13 protein-coding genes and 2 tRNA genes are annotated in these 19,400 nt (G+C 36.7%); 5 read left to right on the forward strand and 10 right to left on the reverse strand.

The annotated features are described in order from the left end of the window. Positions 1-13: 13 nt before the first annotated feature. The 7 genes from ACPF63_RS22470 to ACPF63_RS22500 form a co-directional block, all read right to left on the reverse strand. Positions 14-2,545 carry a DUF5686 family protein gene (locus ACPF63_RS22470; RefSeq protein WP_232539025.1) on the reverse strand — a complete coding sequence of 844 codons (2,532 nt, stop codon included), beginning with the start codon at positions 2,543-2,545 and terminating at the stop codon, positions 14-16. Between the two features lie 275 nt (positions 2,546-2,820). Next, positions 2,821-2,894 (reverse strand) — tRNA-Asn (locus ACPF63_RS22475). A gap of 135 nt (positions 2,895-3,029) precedes the next feature. After that, positions 3,030-3,749 (reverse strand): AAA family ATPase, encoded by a 720-nt coding sequence (locus tag ACPF63_RS22480; protein WP_077419401.1) that lies wholly within the window; start codon positions 3,747-3,749, stop codon positions 3,030-3,032. A gap of 70 nt (positions 3,750-3,819) precedes the next feature. Next, the gene (locus tag ACPF63_RS22485; protein ID WP_426481389.1) at positions 3,820-6,996 is read right to left on the reverse strand and encodes a S41 family peptidase; all 3,177 of its coding nucleotides are present in this window, start codon (positions 6,994-6,996) and stop codon (positions 3,820-3,822) included. Between the two features lie 295 nt (positions 6,997-7,291). Next, positions 7,292-7,365: transfer RNA gene (locus ACPF63_RS22490), tRNA-Asn, on the reverse strand. An 80-nt stretch (positions 7,366-7,445) separates the two neighbouring features. Continuing rightward, the gene (gene rseP / locus ACPF63_RS22495; RefSeq protein WP_426481390.1) at positions 7,446-8,927 is read right to left on the reverse strand and encodes an RIP metalloprotease RseP; all 1,482 of its coding nucleotides are present in this window, start codon (positions 8,925-8,927) and stop codon (positions 7,446-7,448) included. Between the two features lie 106 nt (positions 8,928-9,033). Beyond that, a complete protein-coding gene (locus ACPF63_RS22500; protein ID WP_047377248.1) occupies positions 9,034-9,474 on the reverse strand; it encodes a DUF6646 family protein in 441 nt (146 codons plus the stop codon). Positions 9,475-9,709: 235 nt separating this feature from the next. Here ACPF63_RS22500 and ACPF63_RS22505 point away from each other — a divergent pair, with 235 nt between their 5' ends. Then, positions 9,710-10,462, forward strand: a complete 753-nt coding sequence (locus tag ACPF63_RS22505; protein ID WP_426481391.1) for a nitrilase-related carbon-nitrogen hydrolase — start codon at positions 9,710-9,712, stop codon at positions 10,460-10,462. A 54-nt stretch (positions 10,463-10,516) separates the two neighbouring features. Here the strand turns inward: ACPF63_RS22505 and ACPF63_RS22510 are convergent, their stop codons facing one another. From ACPF63_RS22510 to ACPF63_RS22520, 3 genes are read right to left on the reverse strand one after another with little or no spacing between them, the layout of a single operon-like run. Next, a complete protein-coding gene (locus ACPF63_RS22510; protein WP_236852526.1) occupies positions 10,517-10,816 on the reverse strand; it encodes a thioredoxin family protein in 300 nt (99 codons plus the stop codon). 13 nt (positions 10,817-10,829) lie between these two features. Beyond that, a complete protein-coding gene (locus tag ACPF63_RS22515) occupies positions 10,830-11,207 on the reverse strand; it encodes a rhodanese-like domain-containing protein (protein WP_180564808.1) in 378 nt (125 codons plus the stop codon). A gap of 4 nt (positions 11,208-11,211) precedes the next feature. After that, entirely contained in the window at positions 11,212-12,621 is a 1,410-nt protein-coding gene (locus ACPF63_RS22520; protein WP_426481392.1) for an MBL fold metallo-hydrolase, read from the reverse strand. 342 nt (positions 12,622-12,963) lie between these two features. On the opposite strand from ACPF63_RS22520, the gene ACPF63_RS22525 reads away from it, so the two are divergent. The 4 genes from ACPF63_RS22525 (at position 12,964) to ACPF63_RS22540 (ending at position 19,291) form a co-directional block, all read left to right on the forward strand. Further along, positions 12,964-14,490, forward strand: coding sequence for a helicase HerA-like domain-containing protein (locus ACPF63_RS22525; RefSeq protein WP_426481393.1), 1,527 nt, complete (start codon positions 12,964-12,966; stop codon positions 14,488-14,490). Positions 14,491-14,640: 150 nt separating this feature from the next. After that, complete coding sequence (locus tag ACPF63_RS22530) at positions 14,641-15,864, forward strand: 3'-5' exonuclease (RefSeq protein ID WP_077419409.1); 1,224 nt, start codon at positions 14,641-14,643, stop codon at positions 15,862-15,864. 260 nt (positions 15,865-16,124) lie between these two features. Further along, on the forward strand, positions 16,125-17,327 hold the full coding sequence (lysA, locus tag ACPF63_RS22535; protein ID WP_175627301.1) for a diaminopimelate decarboxylase: 1,203 nt from the start codon (positions 16,125-16,127) through the stop codon (positions 17,325-17,327). A 230-nt stretch (positions 17,328-17,557) separates the two neighbouring features. Then, entirely contained in the window at positions 17,558-19,291 is a 1,734-nt protein-coding gene (locus ACPF63_RS22540) for a thiamine pyrophosphate-dependent enzyme (protein WP_426481394.1), read from the forward strand. Positions 19,292-19,400: the final 109 nt, after the last annotated feature.

Below are 19,400 nucleotides of genomic sequence, written 5' to 3' on the forward strand. Positions count from 1 at the left end.
TATTGTATTTTGTTTAGAATCCTACCTGGAATCCTGCTTTAACACCGAATTTTGAAATATCCGGCCTGTCAAGATAATTTCCTCTCCAGTTGAAATCTACCCTGAAAATTCTAATGTTTCCGATTCCTATATTTTCAATTCCGAATCCATATTCATAATAAATATGTTCGCTTGGCGCTGAGTATCTAAAACCTTCTACGTTGATTGCCTTAGAAGCATCGCTTAGCGTTCCGTAGGCTCCTCTGATGAATGCTACTTCCCTGAATTTCAGCTTTTTAATCAAAGGAATATAAGAAAGGATCTTACCGTTAAAATGATGTTCCAGTTGAAGCGTGGTATAAGCATCAGTCACAAATTCATAATAGTTAAGCTGAGAGAATGTATTCGGTACCAAACCATATGAAAGGTTGGCCGGAATGATATTCTGTAATGCTAAAGGAACTGTACTGAAGTTCTTTCCAGCCTCAAAATTTACTACCAGTTTTCCCATGCTTCCAATCAAAAACGGCTTATAAAGCATAAACTGAAGCTTGTCATAATTGAAGTCGGCATTAAATAAACCTTCAATACCTCTGGTGTATCTTAAAACAATGGTTGGTGCCAGGTTTCTGGCCTGATAGCGGTCAATTCCGGTTTGAGAAAATTTAGCGCCCGGTTTAGCAATTAAACTGATGGTAACATGTGAGTCATTCACTGTTTGCCTTAGTCGGCCATCTTTGTAATACATCAGGTTGAATTTCTCCGGAATAGCGGATTTAATGCTCTGCATCACTCCATCCACTCTTATCTGAAAGTTTTTCCAGGGTTCAATAGCCGCAAAAACACTTGTTTTGTTTACAGAACTCAAAGAAATGTTTTCTCCTCTAGCAAAAAAGGTACTGGAAGATGAAGATTGTGGGGTGACACCATCACCGGATGTAAGCTGGCCTCCAAGCTGAACGATGTCTCTGCTGGTTCCTGCTCCAATCATAAATCGGTTAAGCTTATTGAACATATATCTTGCCTCCACTCCATATTTAAACTGCTGATCTTTGAAACCATAGGCTGTATAAAACTGAGCCCTCCAGGTATCATTCAATCCGAAATAAGTTCTTGCTCCTAATCTTATTCTGTCTCCCTCCACTTCATTCCTTCCGTAAATAGAGAAAATAGGACCAATATCTATTCCTTTAAAGGCATTGTAATACCGTGAGCCAAGGGTTTCGAACAGTTTTACCATTCGGTTGAATTTTGGCGTCTGCTGAAGCTGATCAAGCATACTGTAAACACCCTGTTCTGCTTTGGATAAAGTATCAGGTCGGGCTTTGGTCCAATAGGCATCATCTTTATTGGTAAATTTGTCTTCATATTCCTCTTCCGTGCGTTTGAATACTTTCGGATCAAGAGGTTTATTAAACTCATATTCGGAATAATCTACCGACCTTTTGGCTATAATACTTTTCGATCCTTTCTTTTTTGAAAAAGGGCTCATTTCAAATTCTGTAACCAGTTTTTTGGGAAGGAAAGTCGTTTCATCAGGATTGTCATACTCCACCTGTGTATAGACACTGTTGACGAAATTGACATTGATTTTTTGGGTTGACTTTAATGTTGCCCCTAAAACGGCATAGGTGTCCGTATCTATATAAAGATTTCCCTGAAAGGCGAGGATATCTTTTCTTTTAGGCTGATATCTGATCTGAAAGGCTTTCTCACCACGAACAGTAATGGTATCCATAAGACTGTAGTCGTAGGTACTGAATCCATCTGTTCCCACAGGGCTTTGGAATCCGATATCAAAATAATTTAAGGTATTGTCGTAGATATTAATATCACGATATAAATTTTTAGCTGAAACGGTAATTACCTGATTGTCCTGGAATCCCGAAGTTTTCTGAGCAACCAATGTTCTTTTGCTGTCTTTGTCTGGTTTGTTTTTACCATAATTTTCATAAACAGCTTCGTTCAGGAAAACAGGAAGTCCAAGTCTTCCGCTTGCAGTGGAATCAGCATAATCGAAAATGAAATCCAGTTTATTGAAAATCTTTTTCTTCATGAAAGCACTATCCAGGTTGTTAAGGTCAAATTGGGTTTTTTCGTATTCTTTATACGAGTAGGTATCAAACTTTTCTAACCCATTGTTTCTTTTTTGTGCCCAAACTTTTTGCATAATGGCGTAAGCAGGGTTTTCTTTTTTATTCTTGTATTTAGTCTTACCACTTTGAAGAACAATCTCCTGAATATCACTTACTTTAGCCTGAGAAAGCTGCACAAAAATATTTTCAGCATTTTCAGGGGTAATGTCAAGTGTTTCTGTAGTGTAACTTTTTCTGGAAAATTTTAACTGATGGATAATACTGTCTGACTGAATAGTGAAGCTGCCTGAAGTTGTCGTCAGGGATGGAGTCTTATCATTGTTGATAAAAATATCAACTTTATTGAGTTCTTTATTGCTTTTTTCGTCAACTATCTTGCCGCTGGCCCGGTTTTGAGCACATACGGAACTGGAGAGAATCAGGAAAAAAAATAAAAGATAGTGTTTTTGGGAGTTATTGTTTAACATCATTCGTTTCTTCAGGCAATTAGCATAAACAAAAAGTATGCAGTTTATTAAAAAAAATAGGTAAAAAAATAAAATATTTTTAGTATACCCTATAAAACGGCAAATGTAGGAAAAATTATATATGTGATTATTAAAATTAAATGAGAAATTTTAATGCTTAAAGGATAATAATCAGGGTATTAATAGAGTAAGGGAGATACTGTGTTAGCGGGATGCTGTTTGCTGCTGCGCTAAAATTATAAACAAAAAAAAGACCTACATTTCTGTAAGTCTTTTTGCTCCTCCTGCTGGGCTCGAACCAGCGACCCTCTGATTAACAGTCAGATGCTCTAACCAACTGAGCTAAGGAGGAATGTCCTTTGTTTTAAGTGGTGCAAATATAATAGGAATATTAATATCAGTCAAGTCTTTCTCCTTATTCAGGGTGACTTTTGACTAAATGTATTGAATTTCAATAAGAAATATTTCTGAATATTTTTATTTAGATCTAGAGGTCTTCAAATAAATGTTGAAAATACCGCTCCGGTGCTTCTAAAAAATTCTTTGTTAACTGATAATGCTCTGTTTCTTTATAGTGGATTTTTTGAATTTTGTCATCAAGTGCATAAATTTCAGCAGATGGGTAACTCATTAATATGGGTGAATGGCTTGAAATTATAAACTGAGCCTTTCCTGTTTTTTCTAATTTATGAATAATAGATAGCAAAGAAAGTTGTCTTTGTGGTGATAAAGCAGATTCCGGTTCATCAAGAATATAAATACCATGCTGGAAATGGTTATGGAATAATGATAAAAAAGCTTCACCGTGAGATTGCTGGTGCAAAGATTTTCCTCCATAGGCTTCCAGAACTCTTTGATCTTCTTCCGCCACTTCATCAATATAGGTAGCAAAGTTGAAAAAACTTTCTGCTCTCATGAAAAAGCCTTGAGAAGTCTTATTACGCCAGGAAAGAGTAAGATAATCTGACAGTACAGACTCTGTTTTATGAAAATTATAATGATGATTGCGGCTTCCACCGGCCACATTGAAATTACATTGGTCTGCAATGGCTTCAAGCAATGTGGATTTTCCAATTCCATTTTCGCCAATGAAAAAGGTAACATTGCTTTTTAGCCTTATATCTAAACCGTTGCGTAGAAAAGGCAGATTGAAAGGAAAGTCTTGTGGATGATTATCTTTTAAATAAATCTTTGATAAGTAAGGCATTTTGCTTGATAGAATTATTTATCCTATCAAGCAAAATATGTGCAAAAAATAAGAGCAATATTCTTAATTCTTATTTCTTTAAATCCTTAAGTATTTCCTGAACAGCTCTTTCCAGCTGAGGGTCATTGTCCTGAAGACGGTCCAGAAAGGTATTTTTAACATAGATATCAGGTTTCACGCCCGTTTTTTCAAGATTTTGTCCGTCCAAAGTATACGTTCCCCATGAAGGCAGTCTGTAAGAAGATCCGTCTACCAAACCTTTAGCTGAAGTGAAAATAATCCAGCGATAGGTGTCCTGGCCAATAATTTTACCCAGTTTTAGTGCTTTAAATCCGGCTGCAGTCATCTCGGCATCGCTTAGTGAAGCTTCATTAATCAGAAGTACAATAGGTTTTCCGGAAGGAGCAAAGTTAGGCTGTGTCGTCATTTTTCCTTCACGATATTTCCATTGTAAATAAGGCTTCTGAGAAAGGAAATTTAAAACCTTATCATGAACATTTCCGCCTGTATTGTAACGCAGATCAAGAATTACAGCGTCTTTTCTGTTTTCCTGTTCTACCATATCCAGAAGGAAACGGTCCAGCTCATCTGTAGACATATTTTTCATGCAGGAATAGGCAATACGGTTGTTGCTAAGCTTATCAACACGCTGGTGATTGTTGTAGATCCAATCATCATAAAGCAATCCTTTCAATTCTCCATTAGAAATCGGATGTACTTTGGTGGTTATATTTTTACCATCACGGTTAAAAGTAAGAACAAGTTCTTCCTGTTTTTTGGGGCTTGTAAAATACGTTTCGATATTTTCGTTTAGATCCACCTTTTTCCCGTTTACAGAAATCAGCTGGTCGCCAGGCTTAATATCAACTCCTGAGCGGAAAGCCGGAGATTTTCTTACAATACTTTCTACAGTGTAAGGCTGATCTTTTTTGAAGATAATTCCTGTTTCGTTAGTGAAATAGTTCAGGTACATTGTTTCTTCTTTTCCGGTTGAAGAAAATCCGGTGTGTGAAGAATTAAGCTCTCCTAAAAGATCATTTAATAAAATTCTCAGATCATTTCTGTTATGTACATACGGAAGATATTTGGCATACTGTTCCTTTTTTGCTTTCCAGTCAATCCCATGGAACTTCTCATCATAAAAATTTTCTTCCACACCAGTCCATGCTTCAGCAAACATCTGAGTAAATTCTGATGCCAGGTCTTTATCAAAACTATATTGAATATTTATTTTCTCAGGTTTTAAAGCAGCTACAGTTGTTTTATAAATATTACCTTCTATCAGCGCAAACAGGTTTTTCTCATTTTTGGTAAGATAATACGCTGCTTTATCGAAAACTTTTTCGGATTTGGCAGGCTCAAAATCTGTGAACACTTTTTTATACAACTGTCTTTTCCCATTATCCTGATTAGAATTGAATAATAGAATTTCCTTTTTTTCGTCTGCAAAAACTGCAGGATCATCCTGATATCCATATCGGTCGGTTACCAGTTCTATTCTGTCTAGGGTATCTTCAGGATTTACTTTCAGTTCTTTAATTATTGGTTCTTTTTCTTCCTTTTTCTCCTTATCGTCCTCTTTTTTGTCCTTCTTGTCTTTATCTTTCGCTTTATCAGTAGATTTTGTTTCCTTCTTTTCTTCAGTAAAGAGAGTATCGAATTTTTCAGATTTAAAAGGTTCGTCAAACCAGTCTAAAGCCATACGGTAAATGTTAGACTTCTGCATGCCTAAAGGATAGGACGGATTGGTCCTGTCGCTGGCAAAATAAATGTATTTGCCGTTTGGAGACCATACAGGATCTTCCTCTGAAACACCTGTATTGGTAAGATTTAGGGTTTGTCCTTTTTTGATGTTATAGATGAAAATATCCAGTTCAAAGTTTCTTTTTGCAGAGAACAGAACGTATTCATTGTTTGGCGAAAAAGAAGGTCTTGAGTTTTGGAAAGCCCATATTTCGTCTTTTACGATCGTTGTAAATTTGAAATTTTTTAAATCCAGCAATCTTACTTCATCACGACCGCTTAAATAAACCGCTTTTGAAAGGTCGCTATTAAGCGTGATGCTTCGGTTATTGCGTAAATCTTCTGTTAATTGTTTGAGCTGGCCTTTTCCGTCTGCTGAAATAGTAAACCAGTTTTGGTATCCATTGTAGGTCTGACTGTAAAGCAGGGTACGGTTGTCTTTCAGCCATTTTACTTCCATGGCACGTTCTTTCCCATCAGAAACCTGTTGTGCAAATTTTCCTTCAATATCAGATACAAATAAAACACCGCGGCTTATAAAGGCCATTTTTTTACCATCCGGAGATACATCATAATAGGAAATATTATTTTCCACGTTGAAGTTTTGTTCTTTTTCCAGCGTTTTATTAGTATTCAGGCTTACATTCAGAGGTTTTGCATTTTTTGAAGCGATATCGTAAATATAAAGCTGATAATCTTTTTCAAAAATGACTTTAGATCCGTCTGCTGAAACAAAAGGTTTTTTAATAGAAGTGTCAAATTGGGTTAAAGAAGTCTTCTTACCATTTTCGAGTTGATAAAGATTGTATTCTCCATTATTCTCATCGGAAATAAAGTAAATAATACCTTTTTTATCTACACTTGGGTTGAAATCTTTTCCTTCATAGTTGGTGTACTGTTTGAAAGAATTGCTTTTGGGGTTGTATCCTAAAATATCAGGATTGTTTTCTCCTTTATAGCGTTTGCGTTGTACCTGATGGGCACTTTCTGAAGAGCTGGTGAAAAGATATTCTCCTGCCGGTGTTTCTACAAGTCCATTGGTGTTGTTAAAATAATTATTGAAAAGCTTTTGTGGTGTTTTTCCTTCAATTGTAGTTTTAAAACTGCCGAAATTATTATTTCTGCTGGAAGTAAAATAAATGGTTTTGCTGTCCCATGCCCAGCTTTCCATTTCGTCTCTTCCGGTGTGGAAAGTTAACTGCTTGATCATTCCCCCTTCTGCAGGCATTACATACACATCATAATTTCCATATTGGTTAGAACTGAATGCAAGCCATTTTCCATCCGGTGAAAGGCGGGGATTGATTTCTTCTCCATCCAGGGCTGTAATTCTTGAAGCGTTTCCACCATTTGAATCTACTTTCCAGATATCGCCGTCATAAGAGAAATAGGCTGTCTTGCCATCCGGACTCAATGAGGGGCCTGATAAAAAATAAGACTTTTCCTGTGCTGAAATCCCTATAATAGAAAATGCTGTTAATAACGAAATAATAGTTTTCTTCATGGTATAATAAGGTATTTATAAAATACAATAATGATTTTGTTATTTTTTTAGATGCAAGTTATTAGAGAAGTATTTATAAGATGTTAATTTCTCAAATTCTATAATTCCTTAAGTAAGAATAGTCGGATTATTGGGGAAATCGTTACATGAAAATACCCGAAATGGTGGGTGATATTCCGTAAAACAGATAAATAGTTCATAAAAACTTAAGGTAAGTTACAAATATCTATCTTTTTAAATGATATCTTCAGATGAAAGCACAAAAAAAAGACTTACATTTCTGTAAGTCTTTTTGCTCCTCCTGCTGGGCTCGAACCAGCGACCCTCTGATTAACAGTCAGATGCTCTAACCAACTGAGCTAAGGAGGAATGTCCTTTGTTTTAAGTGGTGCAAATATAGGACGAATATTTATACCCTACAAATATTTTTAAGAAAAATTTCGAAAAAATTATAAAGTTCCTGAAAGCCATTTGAAAATATCGCTACCGAAAATCAGTAACATTAATCCTAACAGGAAGATAACTCCAATCATCTGAGCGTTTTCCAGCACTTTCTGAGGAATCGGTTTTCCTACAATCATTTCGTATAACGTAAATATAACGTGTCCACCATCAAGTCCGGGAATAGGAATAAGATTTAAGAACGCCAACCATACGGAGAACATTGCTGTAAAGCTCCAAAACATAGTCCAGTTGATAGAAACAGACCCATCTTTAGATTTCTCTACCGGCATATTTTTTACAATCGCGATAGGACCTCCCACTTTTTTATAACCTTGAACCTTTTTATTGAAAATCAGTTTAAACTGTTTGATTTGATAGGTTAAACTCTCAATACTTCTTGTATATCCTCTGCCAATTGATTGTGCAAAAGTAAAATGTTGAGTATTGGCATATTTTTCCAATTGCTTATAAGACCCGATGCCTAGTGTTCCTTCTTTAGAAACTTCAAGATTCAGGGGTTGTACAGCTCCTGATCTTAGTACCCCTACATTCATTGTCTTTCCTGCATTTTTCCCTACAAGGGCTTGTAGCTCGTCATAAAAGCTAATTTTCTGTCCGTTTACAGAAACAATCTGATCACCTATTTTTAATCCAGCTGCAGCTGTTTTTGGGTTCATAATAGTATCTATTATAGGAGAATATCTTGGCGTAAGAAATGCTCTTGGGTTGTCATCCTTAAATGCCATTGCCTTTCCGTCATCATTCGTTTCGAAAGTCACTTCTTTACCCTGCCTTAAAACAGTAATCTGGTCACTCAGTAAAATATCCAGAGAAAGTTTATCTAAGCTGTTTTGAACTTTGCCATCTACTTTTAATATCTTATCACCATCCTCAAAGCCCATTGCTTTCGCAATCTTTGTATAGTGCATAGGCGCTTCTACTCTTGTAGTGTCAAAAGAGGTTTCTCCATTGAAGTAAGACAGACATCCGTAAATCAACCATGCAAGGAAAAAGTTAACAGTAACCCCTCCCAACATAATAATAAGCCTCTGCCAGGCCGGTTTCGATCTGAATTCCCATGGTTCTGCCGGTTTTTTCATTTGGGCAGTATCCATACTTTCATCCACCATTCCTGCAATTTTTACATACCCTCCAAAAGGAAGCCATCCAATTCCGTATTTGGTTTGTTCAGGATGTTTTCTCCAGTCATTGTCCGGTAGTTTTGATATATCGATAGGAACTTCTTCCTTCTTTCCGTTTACCTCTATTACTTCAGAATCCGGCAGGTTCTTTGATAAAAACTTATACTGCCATTTCCCGTTGATTTTCTTCATGGAGAATATGGAGAAGTAAGGATCAAAAAACAGGAAAAACTTCTCTGCTCTGGTCTTGAACCATATTGCCGGTAAAAAATGCCCAAGCTCATGAAGAAGCACAAGTATAGAGATGCTCAGAATGAACTGAAAAAGTTTGATTGCTATTTCCATTAATAAATTTTAGATTTTAATTTGCAAAGGTAACAATTATCAAAACTATGCCAAATAAAAAAGCTCCCCGAAACGAGAAGCTTTGTCATATTTAAAGACGATTTGATTATAAATTGAAAGAAACACCCAGACTGCCATTATTACCTACTTCTGCAAATACCCCTATTTTCTCTGTGAAGAAATAACGGGCTCCAATGTGAGCGCCAACTCCGAAGTCTCTTCCGAGAACTCCAAGGTCTACACCAGGGTAGATATCCCATTTTGAGGGAAGGTTCAGTGCTTCCTGTAAATGAAAGTTCAGTCTCCCGAAAACAAAAACACGATTATCCTTATCGTTGTTTTTATAATTGTCAAAATAGCCGTTGATTCCGGCTCCTACTGAAATAAGTTTATTGAGCCCATAGTCGTAGGTTCCCGTTACTCCGGTTCCATATCCCCAGGCACTCAGCCCCAGTTGTACTTTCTGATCCCCTTTTCCCGTCCAGGCCTGAGCATTAGCCATGGCCCCAAAAAAGAAAATCGTCACCATAAAAAACAATTTCTTCATAAATTTTAAATTTTTAAGGATAGTAATAAAAAATATCTCTATCAAAAATGAAACCGAAAGAGAATCCGTATTATAAAAATGAAAGACTTTAATAAATTATTATGAAATATTGTTTGATATTGGAGAAGGAGACGCTGTTTTTCTGCAGTTGAATTCTCCTGAGAGTTTTCTTTTTGTAATGATAAAAGGCGTATTTTTATACTTCAGATTTGAAATAATTTAAAAAGAATAAAAGATGAAAGTTGTAGGACTTAATTTAGATATCATCTGGAAAAATAAAGCTGAGAATTTTAAACTCATAGAAAATGAGCTTCATAATGTGGAAGCGGATCTGTTTCTTCTACCCGAAATGTTTTCTACTGGCTTCTGTATGGACGCTTCTGAAGTTTCGGACAGAAATAATGAATCACTGGAATTTTTGAAGAAACTTTCAAAAGATAAAAATGCAGCATTTTGTGGAAGTGCTCCGGTAGAACAGAACGGAAACTTTTACAACAGAATGTATTTCGTACGGCCGGGTGGTGAAGTTTCTTTTTATGATAAACGGCATCTGTTCTCTTTTTCAGGAGAAGATAAAGTATATACACCTGGAAAAGAGCGGGTAGTTGTTGTGTATCAGGGAATACGATTTCTGCTTCAAGTATGTTATGACCTTCGTTTTCCTGTTTTTGCCAGAAACAATAATGACTACGATGCTATTTTATATGTGGCCAACTGGCCCGAGAAAAGAGTAGGAGCATGGGAACATTTGCTAAAAGCCCGGGCTATTGAAAATTTATCTTTTGTATTTGGCTTAAACAGAATTGGAACTGATGGAAACAATTTGTTTTATCAGGAAAGTTCTCACTGCTTCTTTGCAGACGGAAAAGAAATTTCTGAAAAACAAGGGAATCTTGTGTCTGCAGAACTGAATATAGATGAATTGAAAGATTTCAGAACCCATTTTCAGTTTTTAAATGACCGGGATAGTTTCTCTATTCAATTGTAATAAAAAATAAAGGCTGAAATTCATTTGAATTTCAGCCTTTATTTTGGTCCTTATCTAAGCATATTGCTGGAGAAGATTAGTGAGTGTATTCACATCATGCACACCACTTTCTTTCCATAATAGTTCTCCTTTTTTGAAAATGGCAAGAGTAGGAACTCCACGGACTCCATATTGAGCTGCTAATGCAGGATATTGGTCTACATCTACCTTGATGATTCTTGCTTCTTCGCCAATATTCTCCTTTACCGTATTTAATACTGAAGACTGTACTTTACAAGGTTGACACCATGTTGCGAAAAAATCGATCAGTACAGGCCTTTCGGAATCAATGATTTCCTGAAATTTTTGTGACATAGTTTTGGTTTTATTAGTTTACTTTTTTGTTTGTTTCGTCCTGGATTGCTTTTACATTCTTCCAGCTTGTACCATCATAGGCTTCCACTCCGTTTTTCTTCAGAATTTCCATAGCCTGATCTGCCTGAACTCCTTTATTACAGAACACAACAACTTTTTTACCTTTCAAGGTTTCTATATTGCTTTGAAGCTCTGCTAATGGTATGTTGACAGCATTTTTTGCCGTTCCTGCAGCATACTGTTCCGGAATTCTGACATCCACCAATGTTACATCAGAGCTGTTGACTACTTCTTTGATGTTAGCTTTGGGCGTGAAAGCGGTATGAGATGTTTTACAGGCACTTAGCGTAAAAGCCATTGCTAAAGCAAGTCCAAAAAACTGTATCTTCATGATCTTATGACGTTTTAGATTGGCATACAAAATCTGTAGTCGGGAATTTTTCCGTCTTTTTGATGCCGTTAAAACCTCCTTCTATTTCGGTAAAGTTTCTGATTCCGTGTGAGTTAAGGATGCTTGCTGCGATCATGCTTCTGTATCCGCCTGCACAGTGAAGAAAGAAATGTTCTGAATCATCCATAGTGCGGGCCCAGTCACTGATCGTATCCAGTGGCCTGTTATAAGCGTTGTCAATATGCTCTGCAGAATATTCAGTCAGTTTTCTTACATCAATTACTTTTGCATCTTCTGTAAACTGTTCAGCAAACTCAGATGGGGTAATTCTTTTGATCTCATCAGTTTCCTTACCTGCACTTTTCCAGCCTTCAAAACTTCCTTCCAGATAACCTACTACATTATCAAAACCTACTCTGCTTAGTCTGGTAATTACTTCTTCCTCGGTTCCTTCATCTGCTACCAGTAATAGAGGATGTTTTACATCCACGATAAGATTTCCTACCCATGGGGCGAAATCACCTTTCAATCCTATATTGATAGAGTTGGGAACAAATCCTTTATGGAAGTCCGCCGCTCCTCTTGTATCTAAAATTAATGCTCCGGTTTCTTCAGCCAGTGCCTCAAAATCTTCCGGCGCTACAGGTTGTAATCCTTTGTTCATTACAACATCCAGACTTTCATATCCACCTTTGTTTAATGCGACATTCATTCCGAAATATTTCGGTGGTGCTGTTAAGCCATCAAGAACCTCTCTGATGAAAGAGGCTTTATCGGGTTGATTAAGCGCATAATTCGTCTTCTTTTGGTTTCCTAAAATATCTACCGTTTCCTTCTGCATGTTTTTTCCGCAGGCAGAACCTGCCCCGTGAGCAGGATAAACGGTAATGCTGTCATCCAGAGGCATAATTTTGTTCTGAAGACTGTCGTATAGAATTCCCGCAAGGTCTTCCTGGGTAAGATTGGTTGCTTTCTGTGCAAGATCTGGTCTTCCGACATCTCCTAAAAATAAGGTGTCACCTGTAAAAATTGCAGTTTCAATACCGTTTTCATCTATTAAAAGATAAGTGCTGCTTTCCATGGTGTGTCCGGGTGTGTGCATTACCTTTATTTTTACTTTTCCGATCTCAAAAATCTGATTGTCTTCGGCAATAATTGCTTCAAATTCGGGAGTAGCAGTAGGTCCATATACAATTGGAGCACTTGTTTTCTTGCTTAAATCCAAATGGCCTGATACAAAATCTGCATGGAAGTGAGTTTCAAAAATATATTTTAAAGTGACATTATCTTTTTCCAGACGATCCAGGTAAGGTTTTACTTCCCTTAAAGGATCTATAATGACTGCTTCATTCTCTGATACAATATAATAGGCACCCTGAGCCAGACAGCCCGTATATATTTGTTCAATTTTCATTGGGGTCTTTTTTTAATGAGTTAAAGATACAAAGTATTAGATAAATTCTAAATGAAATGTTAAATCCCATTGATAGTTTCTTTCAATACTTTGTTAAACGGATGTTTAATACATTGTTTTTTTCAGCAAAAAGAATGCCTTACAACCTGTGAATTTGCAAATGCTGTTTTTTATCATGTTCTCTTTAGAAATCATATATTGTTCGCAGGTTAATACATATGGTTTAAAATTTGTTTATGCAGATACAAATTTATTTTTCAAAGAAATAAAGATAAGTTCATTGGAAAATATCTTTACATATTCTCCAAAAATTTTATATTTATAAGTTAAAAAAGCGATCAGATGGCAGACAAAACACAATTTATTGAAGAACTAAACACGAGATACACTCCAAAAGGAGAACATATTATATTAGGAAAAGGAATGCTGGATGGTGAAGTGGTCACAGAAGTTAATGTAACCATTCCCCTGAAAACAATTAACCGTCATGGTCTTATCGCCGGTGCTACGGGAACAGGAAAGACAAAAACATTACAGGTATTTGCAGAACAGCTTTCCCATGCAGGAATTCCCTCTTTGGTTCTTGATATTAAAGGAGATTTCTCCGGGATTGCAGAAGCCGGCCAGATGAATGCTATCATTGAGGAAAGATATGGCAAAACGCAGCTTCCTTATAACCCGCAAGGCTTTCCGGTGGAACTGATGAGTATTTCTGGAGGAGAAGGAGTGAAACTGAGAGCTACGGTTACAGAATTCGGGCCCGTTTTACTCAGTAAAATCCTTGAACTTAACGATACACAGCAAAGCATCATGTCGATTGTCTTCAAATATTGTGATGATAAAGGGCTTCCGTTGATTGATCTTAATGATTTGAAGAAAGTACTGCAGTATGTGACGGATAATGCACAAGGAAAAGCCGAGCTTGCAGCGAATTACGGGTCCATTGCATCAGCATCTCTTGGAACAATTTTAAGATCTATTGTCGCGTTGGAACAACAGGGAGCGGCAGGATTCTTCGGTGAATTAAGCTTTGATGTTCATGATTTATTGGAAACAAGGGACGGAAAAGGAGTGGTCAATATTTTAAGAGTATCAGATATTCAGAATAAACCACAGCTTTTTTCTACGTTTATGCTTTCGCTTTTTGCAGAAATTTATATGACGTTTCCTGAAGAAGGAGATAGTGGTAAACCAAAGCTGGTGTTATTTATAGATGAAGCACACCTGATTTTTGATGAAGCTTCCAAAGCTCTTCTTTCACAAATTGAAACAATGGTAAAACTGATCCGTTCCAAAGGAGTAGGGATCTATTTTATTACTCAGATTCCTGGTGATGTCCCTGAAAATGTGCTTTCTCAATTAGGATTAAAGATTCAGCATGCATTAAGAGGTTTTACAGCAAAAGATAAAAAAGAAATTTCCAAGGCCGTTGAAAATTACCCTACCACAGAATATTACAATGCTTCCAGCCTGATCCAGAATTTGGGAATTGGAGAAGCATTTGTCACGGCTCTTGATGAAAAAGGAATACCTACACCATTAGTACACACTTATCTGATCTCTCCGGAATCAAGGATGGATGTTTTGAGTGAACCGGAAATCTCTGATCTGACTTCAAAATCAGCACTTGTTGCAAAATATGAACAGCCTATTGACAGAGAATCGGCTTATGAAATGCTAACCAACAGAATGGAACAGGCAGCACAAAATCCAGCACCTACTCAAAAGACAAAACCGGTAAAAGAAGAACCAGGAATGTTTGAACAGGTACTGCAGAGTAAAGCCGGCCGTACTTTTACTTCTACATTAATGAGAGAAGGAGCAAAAGCTATTCTCGGAATGTTTGGTCTGGGAGGCAGAAGAAGATAATTTTGAAGGATAACCTGCTATATTTTGCTATATTTTTTGTTATTTTAGCAGGTTATCTTTACATAACAGTAAAAAATAGAACCAGATTTTATCGGGGAATAAGCTTTGGTTTTAAATATAAATGACAAAACAGCAGTTAACACACATTCAATGTATTCAATTATAGATATAGAAAGTAATGGTGCAGGTTATAGAAATGAATGCATTATCGATATCGCCATCTACAGATATGATGGTCAGAAAATTACTGACCAGTTTATTTCTCTGGTAAACCCTGAAGGAGATATTACCCCTTTTGTACAGAAACTGACCAGTATTACCCCAAAAATGGTCAAAACTGCTCCGAAATTTCATGAAATTGCCAAGAGAGTTATCGAAATAACTCAAAATACAACCCTGGTAGGCCATAATATTGATTTTGATTACAGAATGCTTCGCCAGTCATTCAAAAGACTTGGATATGACTTCAAAACCAATACTTTAGATACAATTCCGTTGGCTAAGAAACTGATTCCTGATGAGGTAAGTTATTCACTGGGAAAACTGGTGAAATCTCTGGGAATTCCTTTGACCAATCATCACAGGGCTGAAGGTGATGCAAGAGCTACATTAGAACTTTTCAAACTTCTGATTTCAAAAGATACTGAAAATGAGATCATTCAGAAACAACATGATGAGTCTAATGCAAAAACCTATATCAACAAGATCAAAGAGCTTACTCAGGATCTTCCCAACGATAAAGGCTTTGTCTATTTTCAGGATGAAGCGGGACGGATTATGTTCTCAGATTATGTTCAGGATATCAACAAGTTTTCAAAAAAAGTTTTCAATTCGAAATCAAAAAAATGGGAACAGATTCAGAAAGATGTTGAGCAGATTAATTTTGAGCTTACCGGAACAGACATTATTGCCAAGCTGATCCTGAACTCCAAAAATATTAAAAAGAAAGAAGTACTGCCTTTCGGATTGTATTTCAGGAACAATAAATATATAGTTGAGAAAAATACACTCAATAAAACCGAAAAACCGGTTTTAAAATTCAGATCATTTACGCAAGGAACAAAAGCGGTTCAGTTTATTGGTTCTCAGGAAGATTTTAAAGATTTTTCAGTATTGAAACAGAAAATTGAATTCAGAAAAAGAAATGAACTTTGGCTGGGACCAGGAAGAAAACTGGGGGAAAAATTATTTTTAATTATAGAAAACGGGAAAGTGGTTTCATTTGGTTTCTATGAACTGTTTACCCAAATTCAGACTTTAAGTAAGCTGGCTAAATTAAAAATTGACCTTCCGTTATCTTCCACGGATCTGAATAATGAACTGCAGCTGGCACTCCTTCGCAGCGATTTTGAAACACTGCCTTTACCGAAATGATATAGGAATTAACACTTTATAAATTGATCTGAAAGAAGGCGCTTTTAAAATCAATTTTCGAAAAATAAAAAATAAATAGTATTTTTGCAAAAAATAAATGGAAGCAATGCAAAATTTTAAACAAATTAAAACTGGAAAAAAGGGAGCTGTAAGGTTCTCTAAGGTTTGGAATATTTAAAAGAGTTGTCTTGCATAAAAAATAATCAATGCGGCAGGCTCTTTTTATAAGAATCTGCCTTTTTTTATGTTAAAATGAAATTATGAATTCAAAAGAATTATTAAAGATTGCCAATGAGTTTGGCACCCCGGTGTATGTTTATGATGCGGAATCCATCAAAGTTCAATACGAGAAACTTACATCTTCTTTTTTAAAACATACAAAGTTCTTCTATGCAGCGAAGGCGTTGACAAACATCAATATCCTTAAGTATGTCAAGAATCTGGGAGCTTCTTTGGATTGTGTATCCATTAATGAAGTAAAACTTGGGTTAAAGGCAGGATTTTCAAAAGAAAAGATTTTGTTTACTCCCAATTGTGTTGATCTTGCTGAAATAGAAGAAGCAATGACTTTCGGAGTTCATATAAATATTGATAACATTTCTATTCTTGAGCAATTCGGGAATAAGTACGGAAATTCATATCCTATTTTGGTAAGAATCAACCCGCATATTTTTGCTGGAGGTAACTATAAAATTTCAACAGGACATATCGACAGTAAGTTCGGTATTTCTATTCACCAGGTTCGTCACATCGAAAGAGTGATGAAAAGTACAAACCTGAATGTGGAAGGTCTTCACATGCATACAGGAAGTGAGATCAAAGATCCTGATGTATTCCTGCAGGCTCTGGAGATTATGTTGGAACTTTCTGAACATTTCCCGAATCTGAAATATCTGGATATGGGAAGTGGCTTCAAAATCCCTTATCAGGACAGTGAAGAAGAAACTGATGTGAGAACATTAGGTAAAAAAGTAGAAAAAGTGATTTCTGAGTTTTCAAAATCTACAGGAAAAAAATTCGAATTATGGTTTGAACCTGGAAAATTCTTGGTTGGTAAAAGCGGATATTTATTGGTGAAAGCTAATGTGATTAAGCAAACAACAGCTACTGTTTTCGTGGGAGTAAACTCAGGATTCAACCACCTGATCCGTCCAATGTTCTACGATTCTTACCATATGATTGAAAATCTATCCAATCCAAAAGGTGCTGAAAGAATTTATACGGTAGTAGGAAATATCTGCGAAACGGATACTTTTGCATGGGACAGAAAACTTAATGAAGTGAGAGAGGGAGATATCCTTGCTTTCCACAATGCTGGAGCTTATGGTTTTGAAATGAGTTCAAACTTCAATTCAAGATTAAAACCTGCTGAGGTACTATTCTTAGACGGAAAAGCACATTTGATCCGTAAAAGAGATGAATTTGAAGACCTGTTGAGAAATCAGATTGAAATAGTAATGTAAACTTAAGTGATACGATATAAACAGCCTCCTTTTTGGGTGGCTGTTTTGTTTTTTAATCAATTTGTTTGAGGGGTAAGTAGAAAGAAAATTCAAAATTAAATTACAAGTTTTTAACATTGAAATCGGATGAAAGTTCCAATTTTATTAGCTAAATTTGATAGAGATAGGGGCATTATTATCCCTGTCAAATACTATTTTTCACCAAAAATAACCACCAAAATAGAGTAATTATGGCCAAAAACATAGCAGAGCAGATTGTTGAAATGCTCGAAAATGCCAATGTGAAAAGAATTTATGCAGTAACTGGCGACAGCCTCAACCATCTGAATGTTGCTGTTAAAAAAAGCAGTATCCAATGGATTCATGTGCGGCACGAAGAAGTAGGAGCTTATGCAGCAGCTGCAGAAGCCGAACTGGATGGCCTGGCGGTATGCGCAGGAAGTTGCGGCCCGGGACACGTTCATCTTATCAATGGAGTTTATGAAGCACACCGCTCTCATGTTCCTATGCTGGTTATTGCCTCTACGATTCCCAGTGATGAGATGGGAATGGATTACTTTCAGGAAACCAATACAATAAAACTTTTTGATGACTGCAGCTACTACAATCAGATGATTACCCGTCCGGAGCAGGTGCAGAGAACCGTTCAAACGGCTATTCAACATGCAATTTCCAAAAAAGGAGTTGCTGTGATAGGACTTCCGGGAGATGTTTCCGAACTGGATGCGGAAGAAGGATCTACTTCCACTCAAATCTTTAAAACCAATCCTGTTATAAGGCCTTCGGATACTGAGTTAAAAAGCTTATCCACACTCATAAACAATAGTAAAAAAGTAACAGTATATTGTGGAATAGGTGCTGCTGAAGCCCGTGATGAGGTGATAGCTTTGTCCAACCTGTTAAAAGCTCCTGTAGGATATTCATTTCGTGGGAAAATGGCCATCCAGCCGAATAACCCTAATGAAGTGGGACTTACTGGATTGCTAGGGTTTCCATCGGCTTATCACGCCATGCATGAAGCAGACCTCGTGATTCTTTTGGGAACGGATTTTCCGTATCAAAAATTCATGCCTGTAAAAAATAAAATTGTACAGATCGATGAAAGCCCTGAAAGATTAGGAAGAAGGGCAAAGCTGGAGCTTGGGCTTACAGGAGATGTTAAAGAAACAATTAAAGCATTGCTGCCATTGCTGCAAGAAAAGACAGATGTTCATTTTCTGAATGAGCAGCTGGCGTTTTACGATAAAGTAAAAGAAAACCAATTGGAGTATGTGAAAGATTTTGGGAAAGAGAATGCCATTCAGCCGGAATATGTGGCACATACTCTAGACAAACTTGCTAAACATGATGCTATTTTTACGGTAGATACCGGAATGTGTTGTGTTTGGGGAGCCAGATTTATTACAGGAACAGGGGAAAGGAAAATGCTGGGATCATTTAATCATGGTTCAATGGCTAATGCAATGCCTATGGCAATTGGTGCTGCTTTGGCTCATCCTGAAAAGCAGGTTATTGCTATGTGTGGAGATGGAGGATTATCCATGTTATTAGGAGATATGGCGACTATCTTTCAATATAAATTGCCTGTAAAACTGATTGTATTCAATAACAGGACTCTTGGAATGGTAAAACTGGAAATGGAAGTGGGAGGAATGCCCGATAATGAAACCGATATGATTAATCCGGACTTTGCCATGGTAGCTCATGCAATGGGATATCCAGGGAAAAATGTACACCTTCCCGAAGAAGTGGAAAGCGCCATCAAAGAATGTTTAGATCACAACGGACCTTATCTTTTGAATATTTTTACCAATCCTAATGCATTGGCTCTTCCTCCTAAAATTGAGTTTGATCAGATTATGGGAATGACCAAGTCTATGGCTCAGCTGATGCTTGGCGGTAAAATGGATGAGGTTTTTGAAACGGTGAAGACGAATTATAAACACATCAAAGGCCTGCTTTAAGAAGAAAAGAAATAATTGAAAGGCTGTCTGAGATGCAGAACCTACAGATAAAACTTCATGCTTTGCGTGAAGTTTTTCTTTTTTATAAATGAGCTAAATATTTACCTTT

It is taken from the genome of Chryseobacterium sp. R2ACT005 (assembly GCF_049949215.1).
Taxonomy (GTDB): Bacteria; Bacteroidota; Bacteroidia; order Flavobacteriales; family Weeksellaceae; genus Chryseobacterium.

Bases quoted from the DNA above. Each gene is read 5' to 3' on its own strand.
- ACPF63_RS22470 (WP_232539025.1), bottom strand. From the start codon at position 2,545: ATGATGTTAAACAATAACTCCCAAAAACACTATCTTTTATTTTTTTTC.
- ACPF63_RS22480 (WP_077419401.1), bottom strand. From the start codon at position 3,749: ATGCCTTACTTATCAAAGATTTATTTAAAAGATAATCATCCACAAGAC.
- ACPF63_RS22485 (WP_426481389.1), bottom strand. From the start codon at position 6,996: ATGAAGAAAACTATTATTTCGTTATTAACAGCATTTTCTATTATAGGG.
- rseP (WP_426481390.1), bottom strand. From the start codon at position 8,927: ATGGAAATAGCAATCAAACTTTTTCAGTTCATTCTGAGCATCTCTATA.
- ACPF63_RS22500 (WP_047377248.1), bottom strand. From the start codon at position 9,474: ATGAAGAAATTGTTTTTTATGGTGACGATTTTCTTTTTTGGGGCCATG.
- ACPF63_RS22505 (WP_426481391.1), top strand. From the start codon at position 9,710: ATGAAAGTTGTAGGACTTAATTTAGATATCATCTGGAAAAATAAAGCT.
- ACPF63_RS22510 (WP_236852526.1), bottom strand. From the start codon at position 10,816: ATGTCACAAAAATTTCAGGAAATCATTGATTCCGAAAGGCCTGTACTG.
- ACPF63_RS22515 (WP_180564808.1), bottom strand. From the start codon at position 11,207: ATGAAGATACAGTTTTTTGGACTTGCTTTAGCAATGGCTTTTACGCTA.
- ACPF63_RS22520 (WP_426481392.1), bottom strand. From the start codon at position 12,621: ATGAAAATTGAACAAATATATACGGGCTGTCTGGCTCAGGGTGCCTAT.
- ACPF63_RS22525 (WP_426481393.1), top strand. From the start codon at position 12,964: ATGGCAGACAAAACACAATTTATTGAAGAACTAAACACGAGATACACT.
- ACPF63_RS22530 (WP_077419409.1), top strand. From the start codon at position 14,641: ATGTATTCAATTATAGATATAGAAAGTAATGGTGCAGGTTATAGAAAT.
- lysA (WP_175627301.1), top strand. From the start codon at position 16,125: ATGAATTCAAAAGAATTATTAAAGATTGCCAATGAGTTTGGCACCCCG.
- ACPF63_RS22540 (WP_426481394.1), top strand. From the start codon at position 17,558: ATGGCCAAAAACATAGCAGAGCAGATTGTTGAAATGCTCGAAAATGCC.